This window comes from Actinomycetota bacterium (assembly GCA_030684515.1).
GTDB lineage: Bacteria > Actinomycetota > Actinomycetes > S36-B12 > S36-B12 > UBA11398.
In genome coordinates this window covers 284,017-296,528 of sequence record JAUXVJ010000024.1, presented here as the reverse complement: position 1 = coordinate 296,528, position 12,512 = coordinate 284,017, and the positions used below count along the sequence as shown (strand labels likewise).

The 12,512-nt window shown below is 60.2% G+C and carries 11 protein-coding genes and 1 riboswitch; of the genes, 6 read left to right on the top strand and 5 right to left on the bottom strand.

The annotated features are described in order from the left end of the window. Genes Q8M73_10255 through argG form a run of 3 tightly spaced genes read right to left on the bottom strand, consistent with a single transcriptional unit; the run spans position 1 to position 3,016 of the window. On the bottom strand, positions 1–519 hold the full coding sequence (locus Q8M73_10255) for an RDD family protein (GenBank protein MDP2288931.1): 519 nt from the start codon (positions 517–519) through the stop codon (positions 1–3). Then, positions 516–1,562: a hypothetical protein gene (locus Q8M73_10250; protein MDP2288930.1), complete on the bottom strand. Its 1,047-nt coding sequence runs from the start codon at positions 1,560–1,562 to the stop codon at positions 516–518. The genes Q8M73_10255 and Q8M73_10250 overlap by 4 nt, the downstream gene beginning before the upstream one ends. A gap of 20 nt (positions 1,563–1,582) precedes the next feature. Next, positions 1,583–3,016, bottom strand: coding sequence for an argininosuccinate synthase (gene argG, locus Q8M73_10245; protein ID MDP2288929.1), 1,434 nt, complete (start codon positions 3,014–3,016; stop codon positions 1,583–1,585). Between the two features lie 72 nt (positions 3,017–3,088). On the opposite strand from argG, the gene Q8M73_10240 reads away from it, so the two are divergent. From Q8M73_10240 to Q8M73_10225, 4 genes are all read left to right on the top strand, one after another. Continuing rightward, complete coding sequence (locus Q8M73_10240) at positions 3,089–3,313, top strand: hypothetical protein (GenBank protein ID MDP2288928.1); 225 nt, start codon at positions 3,089–3,091, stop codon at positions 3,311–3,313. 96 nt (positions 3,314–3,409) lie between these two features. Beyond that, on the top strand, positions 3,410–4,342 hold the full coding sequence (locus tag Q8M73_10235) for a hypothetical protein (protein ID MDP2288927.1): 933 nt from the start codon (positions 3,410–3,412) through the stop codon (positions 4,340–4,342). 200 nt (positions 4,343–4,542) lie between these two features. After that, a complete protein-coding gene (gene recA, locus Q8M73_10230; protein ID MDP2288926.1) occupies positions 4,543–5,586 on the top strand; it encodes a recombinase RecA in 1,044 nt (347 codons plus the stop codon). Between the two features lie 32 nt (positions 5,587–5,618). Next, positions 5,619–6,176 (top strand): regulatory protein RecX, encoded by a 558-nt coding sequence (locus Q8M73_10225; GenBank protein ID MDP2288925.1) that lies wholly within the window; start codon positions 5,619–5,621, stop codon positions 6,174–6,176. 11 nt (positions 6,177–6,187) lie between these two features. Here Q8M73_10225 and Q8M73_10220 read toward each other — a convergent pair whose 3' ends face one another. Together Q8M73_10220 and Q8M73_10215 are read right to left on the bottom strand one after the other, a co-directional pair. Then, the gene (locus Q8M73_10220) at positions 6,188–7,462 is read right to left on the bottom strand and encodes a hypothetical protein (GenBank protein MDP2288924.1); all 1,275 of its coding nucleotides are present in this window, start codon (positions 7,460–7,462) and stop codon (positions 6,188–6,190) included. A gap of 139 nt (positions 7,463–7,601) precedes the next feature. Beyond that, positions 7,602–8,237, bottom strand: a complete 636-nt coding sequence (locus tag Q8M73_10215) for a peroxiredoxin (protein ID MDP2288923.1) — start codon at positions 8,235–8,237, stop codon at positions 7,602–7,604. Between the two features lie 97 nt (positions 8,238–8,334). Further along, a riboswitch (SAM riboswitch) is annotated at positions 8,335–8,436 on the bottom strand. Positions 8,437–8,608: 172 nt separating this feature from the next. On the opposite strand from Q8M73_10215, the gene Q8M73_10210 reads away from it, so the two are divergent. Together Q8M73_10210 and Q8M73_10205 are read left to right on the top strand one after the other, a co-directional pair. Continuing rightward, entirely contained in the window at positions 8,609–10,939 is a 2,331-nt protein-coding gene (locus Q8M73_10210; protein ID MDP2288922.1) for an MMPL family transporter, read from the top strand. Next, a complete protein-coding gene (locus Q8M73_10205; GenBank protein ID MDP2288921.1) occupies positions 10,936–12,507 on the top strand; it encodes an MFS transporter in 1,572 nt (523 codons plus the stop codon). The genes Q8M73_10210 and Q8M73_10205 overlap by 4 nt, the downstream gene beginning before the upstream one ends. The last annotated feature ends 5 nt before the right edge of the window (positions 12,508–12,512 follow it).

Sequence of the window (12,512 nt, the reverse complement as noted above, 5' to 3'; positions counted from 1 at the left end):
CTAGCTCTCGTGACCGAGGTTGGCTCGATTTGGCGCCCAGTCGTAGATGACCGAAGTGCGCAGCACCACATCCTGCACAGAACGATTCTGGCGGCTGATGATCGCCCAGAACAAGCCGAAGGGGAAGGCCACGCAGAAGGCCGCGCGTACCACCGCTCCAGACCACCGCACGATGAGACCTCGGTGATTGACCACGCGCAGACCCATCAGCCGATTGCCAACCGTGCGGCCCGATGTTGCCCATGAGAAGGTGAAGTAGACGAACAGCAGGATGCCGCAGACAATCACGAACCAGCCCATGTGAAGCGCAGGCCACGTGAAGTTTCGAGGGTCGAACATGAACTTCACCGATGCGAAACACATGTACAGGGTGAAAGTAGTGATGACGATGATGATCACATCGGCGATGTTGGCAAGGACACGGCTGACAATCCCAGCACGTAACCCCTGGAAATCCTTGGCAGCTTCGGGCACGCGCACGCGGGCGGTCGGTAGGCGAGCGGGCTCAGGGCTGCTCATGGCTGGGAGTCTTCCGTAGTGCCGTCAGTGCTCATCGATTCGGGCTCACCGGGGGCATCGAGCTTTCGGTTCTTGCGACGCAGAGTGAATCGATCGACCAATCGCGCAACTGCGCGGTCGGCATCAACGCTGGAGATGCGCGCTCCATGCACCATCTCTGTTGCAACAGATCCACTTGATTCACGGATCGTCCCGGCCAGGTCGATCTCTTCAATCACCGTGTTGGCAATCAGCGGCAGATCTACCCGATTCAAGACAATGCTGGTGATGTCGATGCGGTCCAGTGCTGCGTTGACGATCGTCGCGAGATCCACGCGCTCAACAACGATTTCAGTGAGGTCAACCTTCTCCAGAGCCGTCGCGATCAGTGATTCCATATCAAGATTCGACAGCACTTCAGCAACGAGCTGATCCGTGGGCAGTGTTTCCATCACTCGTCCGACTGCCTCGACGATGTCGACCCTGGCAACCACTTGCTCTACGAGTGGGTCGACCTTGATGCGATCGAGCAGCTCAAGGGCCAGGGCGTCCATGTCGATCTGATCAATCACTGAGGTGATCAGTTGATTGATGTTGAGCACTCGAGCGGCAGACTCCACCAGGATCGGCGATGCAAGCGAACCTGAGCGCAAGGCTGAACGCACGAGATCGGTGCGCTGCGCGCGCCAGAGTCGAGAGAAGGCATTGATCTGAGTGCCCAGGCGCAGCTGCTTTGGAATCAATGGCGGCTCGAGCACCAGGTTCAACGCTGTTGATGTGACCGGAGCAGTGAGTCGAACAGTTGCATCCGCGGCGCGAAGTCCGGTCTGGGCACCCGCAAAGGCCAAACCGAGAACCGCATCCAGTGCAGTGTCGACTGGACTGTCGGGATTGGGGCTCAGTCGTCGGGCACCGATGGCTTCGGCGAGTACACGGCGGGTGACTTCAATGGTCAGTGCTGCTGCGCCAAAACTGACGCGGATGCTTGCCTCGATGACATGCCGTGAGCCCTCAATCGACAGCAGGAGGGCATCGTCAGGATCGCGCAGTGGAACTTCAGACATCACCCCTCCGATCTCTTGTCCTAGTCGTTGCCGGCTTCCATGGCCGCTCGGTCCATTGGTGAGTCTTCGGCTTCCACATGTGAAGTCGTGTTGGCAGCGCTGCTGAGTTCAGCGACTGGCGGCGGCACTGGCGTCAACTCGCCAACAAGGTCGATGTGGCTGAGGCTGAGCTGCCCCTGCGCGGCATACATCTCCAGCTTGCTCCTGGTGTCAGCGATATCCAGATTGCGCATCGTCAGCTGTCCAATGCGATCCACCGGGCCAAAGGCAGCGTCCTCAGTGCGTTCCATCGAGAGCTTGTCCGGGTGATAGCTGAACGCCGGGCCTTCGGTGGCCACGATGGTGTAGTCGTCACCGCGACGCAGGCGAATGCTCACCGTGCCGGTGACGGCTGAGGCAACCCAGCGCTGCAAGGACTCCCGCAGCATCAGGGACTGCGGGTCAAGCCAACGGCCCTCATACAGCAGCCGGCCAAGTCGACGACCCTCTGCGTGATAGTTCGCAACGGTGTCCTCGTTGTGAATGGCGCTCAGGAGACGCTCGTAGGCGATGAACAGCAATGCCATGCCGGGGGCTTCGTAGATGCCACGACTCTTGGCCTCGATGATGCGGTTCTCAATCTGGTCAGCCATGCCCAGTCCGTGACGTCCGCCGATGGCATTGACTTCATTGACCAGGTCAACGGCACTGGCGAAGGACTTGCCATTGATCCGCACGGGTCGACCCTGCGCGAACTCGATGTCAACCAGCTCAGGCTGAATCAGCAGGGTCTCGTCCCAGAACTTCACGCCCATGATCGGCTCGACGATCTCCATCGACACATTCAGGTGCTCAAGATCCTTGGCCTCGTGCGTCGCGCCCCAGATGTTTGCGTCAGTTGAGTAGGCCTTCTCCACGCTGGAGCGGTAAGGCAGGTGGCGCGACTGCATCCACTCGGACATCTCTTTGCGGCCGCCGAGCTCTTCGACGAAGTCAGCGTCCAGCCACGGCTTGTAGATCCGAAGGGCTGGGTTGGCCAGCAGCCCGTAGCGATAGAAGCGCTCGATGTCATTGCCCTTGTAGGTCGAGCCATCGCCCCAGATGTCCACGCCGTCCTCATGCATGGCGCGCACCAGCAAGGTGCCGGTGACAGCGCGGCCAAGGGGAGTGGTGTTGAAGTACTGACGTCCACCTGAGCGGATATGGAAGGCGCCGCAGGCCAGAGCCGTCAGGCCTTCTTCGACCAGTGCTGACTTGCAGTCAACCAAGCGCGCACCCTCGGCGCCATAGACCATCGCCCGGCTCGGCACAGTCTGAATCTCCGGCTCATCTGGTTGCCCGAGGTCTGCGGTGTAGGTGAAGGGGATTGCCCCCTTCTCGCGCATCCATGCCACGGCAATAGAGGTGTCCAGGCCTCCAGAGAAGGCAATGCCGACGCGCTCGCCGATGGGAAGTGAAGTCAGGACCTTGGACACGTGCCCAAACTTAGGGGGTGTACCTGTTTGGGCCGCCATTGGATCAGCGTCCGGAACTGTTAGCGTCTCTTCATGGCCCAATCAGATGAACAAGCACGCCGCGCTCAGTTCAAGACCTGGCTCTGGCGCGCGGGTATTGCGTGCGCAATCCTGTATCCGCTCCTGGTCCTCATCTGGTACTTGACTGGCGCTGGCGAGTTCTGGCCGGTGTGGGCCATGTACGGCATGGGCGGACTTCTGCTGTTCTTGACCTGGGGCACTTTCGCCAAGCAGCCGATCATGCCCAAGAAGGACTAGATCACCCTGCATGGTCCAAGAGATTTCGGCATTTGCCCTCCCATCTGTCGATTCGCGGCTTTAATTCCCTGAACCGTCCGACTACTGGGGAGCACCATGCGTAAGGAATACAAGAAGACCGGCGATTTTGGCCTCGGCAGCATGATTCACACCATCCATATGAGCGATGACGTGAACAAGCTCAATGACTTCTACCGCAATGTGCTCGGCGGCTTCGCGTTCATGGGCATCGATGAGCTCAACTACCTGCCCAACGAAGACCGGATGGCCTCGCTGCTGATGGTTTCCAGCGTCTGCATCGAGACCATGGCTCCCAAGATGCCAGTCGACGTCAACTACCCAGTTGGCAAGTTCTACTCAAAGTTCGGGCAGCACCTGCACTCCGTCGGCTACGCCGTAGACGACCTGCCAGGCATCGCAGCCCGCATGATCGAGAAGGGCATCTACATCGGTGCCCCCGGCGGCGGCAAGATCGAGAAGCTCGAAGAGGGCACCCAGTACTTCTACCCATCGCCTCGCGACACCGCTGGCCTGATGGTCGAGCTCTGCGCTTTTGAGATGTCGGATCCTTCAAGCAAGGAGACCTGGACTGAGCTTGAGCGACTGTTTGCTCAGCACCCGATGACCTATGACCGCTTCAACTACATCACCTTGGGTGTGCGCGATCTGGACGCCGCAATCAACACCTACGTCGACATCATGCAGGCGATCCCGGTTGCTGAAGGCATTGATCAGGAGCAGGGCTTCAAGTACATGACCGTCCACATCGGCGACTCGCTGCTGCAGCTGGCCCAGCCACTGGAGCCGGACTCTGATCTGGGCAAGCATGTGGAGAAGTACGGCAACTTCATCTACAGCCTCACCTGGAAGATCCGCGACATCGACTCGGCCGAGAAGTGGCTCAACAGCAAGGGTGTGCGCACCACGCGTCCACGCGCCAATCTGCTGGCCACCAACCCTGAAGACTCCCTTGATGCACCGCTGTTCTTCACCACAGAGGTGCTGCCAGGAGATCCTTTCGAGGCCTGAGCAAGTAAGACGGGCGGTCGCCACAAGTTCTTGGGCGTGTCGCCACGTTTCGAACATTTGTTCGAGTACTTTACTCCCGATGGGTCCGCAAGGCATGGCATCCACCGAGGCGAAGTCGCCTTGGTTGCCATCGGCGGAACTGTCAGAGGGTCGCCCTAGGTTCAACCGAACCGACAGACACCAGATCAAGGGAGTACGACATGGCTAGCGCCAATGACCGCGAGAAGTCACTTGAGACCGCACTGGCTCAAATCGAGCGCCAGTTCGGCAAGGGCTCAGTTATGCGCCTTGGCGATGAGGGCCGCGCTCCCGTTGATGTGATCCCTACTGGCTCGATCGCACTTGATCTTGCGCTGGGCATTGGGGGATACCCCCGAGGTCGCATCGTGGAGATCTACGGGCCGGAGTCCTCGGGCAAGACCACAGTTGCCCTGCACGCCATCGCCAATGTGCAAGCCGCCGGTGGCATCGCAGCATTCATTGATGCCGAGCACGCTCTTGACCCGGAGTACGCCAAGAACCTCGGTGTCGATCTGGACAGCCTCTATGTCTCCCAGCCCGACACTGGTGAGCAGGCGCTGGAGATCACCGACACCCTCGTGCGCTCGGGTGCCATTGATCTCGTGGTCATCGACTCCGTCGCCGCACTTGTTCCGCGCGCTGAGATCGAAGGCGAAATGGGCGACAGCCACGTGGGTTTGCAGGCTCGTTTGATGAGCCAGGCCCTGCGCAAGATGGCCGGCGCCCTGAGCAACACCAACACCACAATCATCTTCATCAACCAGCTGCGCGAGAAGATCGGCGTGATGTTCGGTTCGCCCGAGGTCACCACTGGCGGCAAGGCGCTGAAGTTCTACGCATCCGTGCGCCTAGACATCCGCCGCATCGAAACCCTCAAGGGCGGCACCGAGGCCGTCGGCAACCGCACGCGAGTCAAGGTCGTCAAGAACAAGGTGGCACCGCCGTTCAAGCAGGCCGAGTTCGACATCCTCTACGGCGAGGGCATCTCACGTGAGGGCTCACTCATTGACCTCGGTGTTGATCAAGGCATCGTGAAGAAGTCCGGCGCTTGGTACACCTACGAGGGCGATCAGCTGGGCCAGGGCAAGGAGAACGCGCGTACCTTCCTGCGCGACAACCCGGACCTGTGCAATGACATCGAGAAGCGACTGAAGGAGCAACTGGGCATCGGTGCGCAGGTCGACAAGCCAGCCGACATCACACCAGCACCCATCGATCTGTAGCACAGGTCTGCAGGCACGGGTTGACGAGAAGCATGGCGCGCAATTCCAGGAGATCAGCAGCTGAGCCCACTCCGGGTGCTTCTGCTGCGTCGAAAGCGGAGTCCGATCCGCGCTCCTATGCCCGCACTGTTGTCCTGAGGCGACTCAGCTCCACTCCGCGCACGCGCAAGGATCTGCATGACGATCTCATCAAACGTGAGATTCCCGAAGCTATCGCTGATGAAGTGCTTGATCGTTTCACTGAGCTGGGACTCATCAATGACAGCGACTACGCCGAGTTGTTCGTTGCCTCGCGTCGTCGCTCGCGAGGCACTGCTCGTCCCATCCTGCGGCAGGAGTTGCGACGCAAAGGCGTAGGCGACGACGACATCCACGCAGCCCTTGAAGAGATCAGTGACGAGGACGAGTTCGCACGAGCCCGCGCCTTGGTGCTGTCCAAGCATCCGGCTCTGGCACGCTTCGACGCGGCCACCAAGCAGCGGCGCTTGATGAGTCTGCTGATGCGTCGCGGCTATTCGGGTTCAGTCGCCGCTGCTGCCATTCGCGCTGAACTCAACGCGGAGTTCGAGCCCGAGCTCACCGACGACTGAACCACTGCTGCTCACCCAGCAAGTGCCGCTTTCTGCTCAGCGCTCATCGCGTTGACCACCGCCGGCTTGAGAGCGTCCGCCTGCCTGGGGCTGAGAGCTTCCAACTGCTGGGCCGTCATTCCGGGCACATCAGGGGGAGCCATAGCCGTCAACTGACTGGGCTTCATCGCGGCGAAGGTCGCCGGCTGCAGATTGCTGATCTGCTGCGCATCAAGCTTTGCGATCTTGGGGTCACTGAGCGCCTTGATGTCCGCAGGTGCCATGCCGGCCAGTGCTGCGGGCGCCAGACTGTCGATCTGCGGAATCGTGATCGACTTGACCGTCGCCGGGGTGAACGCGGCGAACTGGTCGGCAGTCATCACGCCCATGACGGCTGGCTTGAGCGCCGCGAACTGCTTGGGATCAATGACCGACAAGATCGCCGGCTGGAGGTCACGGAACTGATCGGGAGTGAAGCCCGGGAACGACTCAGCACTGAGCTTGTCGAGCTGACCAGCCTTGAGCGCCGAGAGCGATTCGGCTGGGATCCGTGCGAGCTGATCTTTCGACAGCGCTCCCATCACCTGGGAGGACAGCGCGCCGATCTGGTCAGCGGAGATCTGCTGCATGACTGCGGGCTTCAACGCCAGCATCTGATCGAAGGTCAAGGCACTCAAGGCGGAGGCTGGAATTGCATCGAGCATGTCCGGGGTCATGGCCTTGATCTCACTTGGTCCCATCGCTGCCAATTGCGCAGGCTTCAGGCCAGCCATGGATGCCGGGGGCAGCGAGCCGAACTGTGCGGCGCTGAGTGAACTCAAACTGGCCGGCTTCAAGTTGGCCAACTGCTCGGCCGAAAGACCGGCAAACGCAGCAGGCTTCATCGCGTCCAGCTGGGAAGCACTGAGTCCAGCGAACTTGCTGGGATCGATTCCGGCAAGTGCATCTGAGGTCAGCGAACCCAGATTGCTGGGTATGGCGCCAGTGGGGATGCTCGCCGGGGGACCACCGGTGGGACCACCGCTGGGAACGCCCGCAGGCGGACCGCCGGTGGGGATGCCGGACGGCACCACGCCCGAAGGAATAGGTCCGGTGGGGGTGCCCGCGGGTGGGGCCGTAGGCGTACCTGCCGGAATCCCCGCAGGGGGCCCTGCCGGGATGCCAGCGGGAGGTACACCGCCGCCCGGAGGAGGACCTTCGGCGGCTAGGGCTGAGATCGGAATTGTCAGCGTCACGCTCGCGCAGGTGAGCGCGAGTGTTGCAAGTGTCCAACGGTGGAGACCATGTGAATTCCTGTTCGCGTTCATAACTTCAGGTTATGAATTGGGGCCTTATGCCAGTAGAGGCTTCAGTCCCGTCTGTGCTATTCGCATGCAACGTTCACCCTCGTATCGGACACGCAAAAGGCGCTGATCGGAGTATTCCGATCAGCGCCTTTTGAGGTGTTCAGACTGTTGGCTGCGGAATCCAGCGCAGGTATGGCTTGACTACCTCAACTGAATCGCCGTACTTGGCGATCGCATCCTCAGTGGAGACCGTCGGAGGCACGATGACCTTGCCGCCGGGAACCCAGTTGACTGGGGTGGCAACGGAGGCCTTGTCGGTGAGCTGCAGGGCGTCGATGACGCGCACAATCTCATCGAAGTTGCGGCCAACGGACTTGGGGTAGGTAAGGGTCAGTCGCACCTTGTTGTTGGTGTCGATGATGAAGACCGAGCGCACTGTGGAGGTGTCGCCCTCACCTGGGTGGATCATGTCGTAGGCAATCGAGACCGTCTTGTCAGGATCGGCAATGATGGGGAAGTTCAACGGGTGTCCGCTGACCTCGCCAATGTCGCCGGCCCAGCCATTGTGCGACTCGATGGGGTCAACGGAGATGGCGATCGCCTTCACGTTGCGCTTGTCGAACTCGCCCTTGAGCGCAGCGGTCGCGCCAAGCTCGGTGGTGCAGACCGGGGTGAAGTCTGCTGGGTGGCTGAACAGCACTGCCCAGCTGCCGGACTTCCAGTCATGGAAGGTCAGGTTGCCGTCAGTGGTCTCTGCAGTGAAATCGGGGGCGACATCGCCTAGTCGAAGTGTCATTCTTGGTGCTCCTTGTTTGATGAGAATTATTGGTCAGTACAGCTACGGCTCGAGAGTGGAAATTCCCAAGCCACATTCAGCTACGACAGATGTCTCCTCCACATCGTTTCTGGCTTTAGCACCGTAGGTACGGATGCGGATGCACCGACGGTTGCTGCGACTTCATCGAGCCAGATCTCTCAGTCGCTCTGGATGTTGGCAGGACACTAGTCGGTAGGGAAAGTGGTCAACAAATCGGGGGTCGGCAATTGCAAAACTTCCGCAGAAGTGACGCGAGCCAAAAATGGTGTCATTTGGTGCACCTGTCCCGGTTTTGAGTGCTATGAGGAACCCCGTTACTGTGCTGGCACCCCTTCTGTTTGGAGCCTTTTGTGCCAGGTTTGTCCACGTGGGCGGTCCGCCGTCCTGTCATTGCCCTGATTTCGTGGTTCATCGTTCTGATCGGTGTGGTTGGCCTAGGTGCCACCGTCGGCGGCAAGCTCAATGACTCCTTCTCACTGCCTGAAACAGAGTCCACCACTGCCCAAGCCCTGCTGGAGTCGGCGCTGGGCAAGCGCGGCGCTCAAGAAGCTGGCGCCAACATCATCTGGTCCCCGCAGTCCGGCTCGGCAGTTGACCCTGCGGTCCTGGCCAAGATCAACCCAGTGCTGAAGAAGATCTCAGAGCTGAAGTCAGTTGACTGTGTCACGGTGATCGGAGCCGCCAGTTACGGCCCTGAGTGCGCTGTAGTGCAAGCGATGCCAAGCGCAGCCGAGCTGGCCCAGCTCAGCGATGAGCAGAAGGCAGCATTGACAGCTCTTGCCGGCGCGTCAGCCCCAGTCAGCAAGGACGGCACTGTCGCCTACTCCAGCATCAACTTCGCTGGTGAGAACGGCCAGGACCTCACCGCCGCTGACGCCAAGATCATCTTGGACGAGGTCAAAGCCCTCAACTCCGACGCACTCACCGTTGCTGCCTCAGGTCAGACCCTTGAGTTTGCTGGCGCAGCACCACCAAGCAGCGAGCTTTTCGGCATCCTGGCGGCGATCATCATCTTGTTGATTGCATTCGGATCCCTGATCGCAGCCGGGCTGCCAATCATTGCTGCCATCTTCGGTTTGGCCATGGGTCAGCTCGGTGTGCTCATAGCGGCCAATTTCCTGGACGTCGCCACCTTCGCTCCGACTTTGGCAGCGATGATCGGTCTTGGCGTGGGCATTGACTACTCACTGTTTGTCATCAACCGATATCGACAGGCATTGCTTGCCGGCCACGCTCCCAAGAAAGCGGCCCAAGAGTCCGTTGAGACGGCCGGCCGTGCAGTGCTCTTCGCTGCGGGCACGGTGGTCATCGCGCTGCTTGGCCTATTCGTCCTGCGCATCAACTTCTTCAACGGACTCGCGGTTGCCTCGGCCGTCACCGTGCTGGCGGTGATGCTGTCGGCGCTGTGGATGCTTCCTGCACTCCTCAGCCTGCTTGGCAACAAGGCCTTGGGTGTTCGTCTGCCTTGGGGTAAGAAGCCTGAACTTGGCGTGACGCACCCTGAAGGCAAGATGTGGGCCAAGTATGGCCGCCTGCTGCAGAAGAAGCCACTGATCCCTGCCGCCTTGTCCTTGGGTCTGGTGATCGTGCTGGCGATTCCGATGCTCAGTTTGCGTCTTGGCTTCTCCGATGATTCGGGCAAGCCCACAACATCAACCCAGCGCATCGCCTACGACCTGAAGGCTGAAGGCTTCGGCCCCGGTTCCAATGGCCCATTCATCGTTGCCGTGAAGTTGCCAAAGGCCAACGATGTCGAAGCCTTCGCAGCAGCGGTGAAGGGCCTTGAATCCGCAGAAGGCGTTGCAGCAACCTTGCCGAGCACCGCGATGCTGCCGGCAGTTCTGGCTTCACCAGATGCCTTTGGTCCTGATGGCACCATCGGCACGATCGTGGTGACTCCGACGACCGCTCCTCAGGATGAGGCGACCACCGAGTTGCTTGATCGACTGCGAACTGAAGTCAATCCAGCGATCACTGAGGCCAGCGGAGCTCTGCTCTATGTCGGCGGTACTCAGGCCATCACCAGCGACTTCACCTCGGTGCTCACCGATGCGCTGCCGCTATTCCTCCTGCTCGTCGTTGGCCTTGGCTTCCTGGCCTTGATGCTGCTCTTCCACTCAATCGTGGTGCCGCTGACGGCAGCCATCACCAGTCTGCTCAGTTTCGCCGCAGCCATGGGCATCACTGTTGCGATCTTCCAGTGGGGTTGGCTTGCCGATCTTGTCGGGCTATCTGGCACTGGTCCGATCATGCCCTTCCTGCCGATCATGGTCTTCGCGATTCTGTTCGGACTCTCGATGGACTACCAGGTCTTCCTGGTATCGCGCATGCAGGAAGAGTGGAACAGCAAGAGAGACAACGCAGCAGCGATTCGCCGTGGACTGGCCGGTTCAGGTCGAGTCGTGGTGATTGCGGCTGCGATCATGTCGATTGTGTTCGGATCCTTCATCTTCGATAGCAATTCGATGATCAAGCTCTTCGGTGTCTCGCTCTCAACAGCGGTGCTCATCGATGCCTTCCTCATTCGATTGATCTTCATCCCGTCGTTCATGACCATCATCGGCAAGTCGAATTGGTGGTTGCCGGGCTGGCTGGACAAGGCGCTGCCGAAGGTGCACATCGAGTCAAGCGACGATCAGATCGTCGATGATGAAGAGCCGCTAGTAGCCTCCAGCTCATGACTTCCGCCGCGGACGGGCCCGACAGCCCGCCGCGCGGGACATTCATCCTGCTTGCGCTCGTCACGGGCGCCATCGTTGCGAACATCAACCTTGCGGTTGCCAATGTCGCCTTGCCGACGATCGGCGCTGCTCTGGACGCGAGTCAAGATCAGCTCGACGCAATCGCCGTTGCCTTTGCGCTCGGCCTGGCATCGACAGTGCTGTATCTGGGTGCCATCGGTGACCGCAATGGACGCAAGATGCTCTTTGTTCTGGGTGCAGTGCTCACTGTGCCGACAGCCTTCATGTCGGCGTGGGCGCCGAGCGCGGACTTCCTGGTGTTTGCGCGACTGTGCTCAGGCTTCGCCGCCGCGCTGTTGTTTCCGACCACGCTCTCGCTGATCTCATCGCTGTTCAAGAGCAAGGCACGAGTGCGGGCAATTGCCCTTTGGTCGGGCCTGGGCGCGGGCTTTGCGGCAGTGGGCCCGCTGATCGGCGGCTGGCTGCTGGAGTACTTCTGGTGGGGATCGGTGTTCCTGATCTCCGTGCCACTGGCCGTGTTCGCACTCATCGTGGGCGTGATCGTGATCCCCAATCACATTGCTCGCGACACCGGTCCGGTCGATCACCTCGGTGGAGTGCTTTCTGTTGTTGGGGTCGGTGGACTCGTGGTGCTGATCCAAACCTTCCACCAAGGCATCGACACGCAATGGCTGACAATTCTCGCGGTCACTTCCGCGGCCTTCGTCGGATTCTTTCTGCGACAAAGCAGAGCACCTCGGCCGCTGGTCTCGTTGCCACTGGCCAAGCAGCGCACCTTCTGGGTCGCCTTCGTCGGTGGCTCGATTGCATTCGGCTCGCTCATCGGGGCAATGTTCATCGGACAGCAGTTCACGCAGAATGTCCTGGGCTACGACACTCTCTCGGCCGCTGCTGTCGTGCTGCCGTCGGCAGTCTGCTCGGCGCTGTTTGGCCAGTTGGCCGGGCAACTGATCATCAAACGTGGTTCGCGATCGCCACTGAGCCTTGGCCTGGTCTCGATTGCCATCGCCTTCACCCTCATGCTGTTCACCTGGACGGAAGGCACCTCGATCGGCTGGGTGCTGGCGGCCTACGCCTTTGTCGGGACCGGCGTTGGGCTCTCGGCAACTCCTGCCTCGCGTGCACTGATGTCATCGGTGCCACAGAGTCATGCCGGTATGGGTTCGGCATTTCTTGACCTCACCCGCGATCTTGGCGGGGCTGTGCTGCAGGCAGTGCTCGGCGGAATTCTTGCTGCTTCCTACGCCAAGCAGATGCTGGCTGACATTCAGGCACTGCCGGCCGACCAGGCCGCTCAGGTCACCGATGACATCGCCGATCAGTTGACCTCATCATTCGCTGGCGCAGCAAACGTGGCGAGCCAGTACTCATCACCGTTGAGTGAGGAGATCATCAATGCTGCGTCAAGCGCATTCACCGAAGGCAAGTCAGCAGCAATCACTGTCGCACTCGTACTCACCATTCTTGGCTTTGCCCTTGTGCGTCTGCGCTTCCCAAACAAGAGCATTGAAGATGAGTACTACGCCAAGGTTGCCTTGGAGGCGTAGGCCGC

What these genes read in the sequence shown, in the direction of transcription:
- Q8M73_10255 (MDP2288931.1), bottom strand. Translation starts at nt 519, where the DNA reads ATGAGCAGCCCTGAGCCCGCTCGCCTACCGACCGCCCGCGTGCGCGTG.
- Q8M73_10250 (MDP2288930.1), bottom strand. Translation starts at nt 1,562, where the DNA reads ATGTCTGAAGTTCCACTGCGCGATCCTGACGATGCCCTCCTGCTGTCG.
- Q8M73_10240 (MDP2288928.1), top strand. Translation starts at nt 3,089, where the DNA reads ATGGCCCAATCAGATGAACAAGCACGCCGCGCTCAGTTCAAGACCTGG.
- Q8M73_10235 (MDP2288927.1), top strand. Translation starts at nt 3,410, where the DNA reads ATGCGTAAGGAATACAAGAAGACCGGCGATTTTGGCCTCGGCAGCATG.
- recA (MDP2288926.1), top strand. Translation starts at nt 4,543, where the DNA reads ATGGCTAGCGCCAATGACCGCGAGAAGTCACTTGAGACCGCACTGGCT.
- Q8M73_10225 (MDP2288925.1), top strand. Translation starts at nt 5,619, where the DNA reads ATGGCGCGCAATTCCAGGAGATCAGCAGCTGAGCCCACTCCGGGTGCT.
- Q8M73_10220 (MDP2288924.1), bottom strand. Translation starts at nt 7,462, where the DNA reads ATGAACGCGAACAGGAATTCACATGGTCTCCACCGTTGGACACTTGCA.
- Q8M73_10215 (MDP2288923.1), bottom strand. Translation starts at nt 8,237, where the DNA reads ATGACACTTCGACTAGGCGATGTCGCCCCCGATTTCACTGCAGAGACC.
- Q8M73_10205 (MDP2288921.1), top strand. Translation starts at nt 10,936, where the DNA reads ATGACTTCCGCCGCGGACGGGCCCGACAGCCCGCCGCGCGGGACATTC.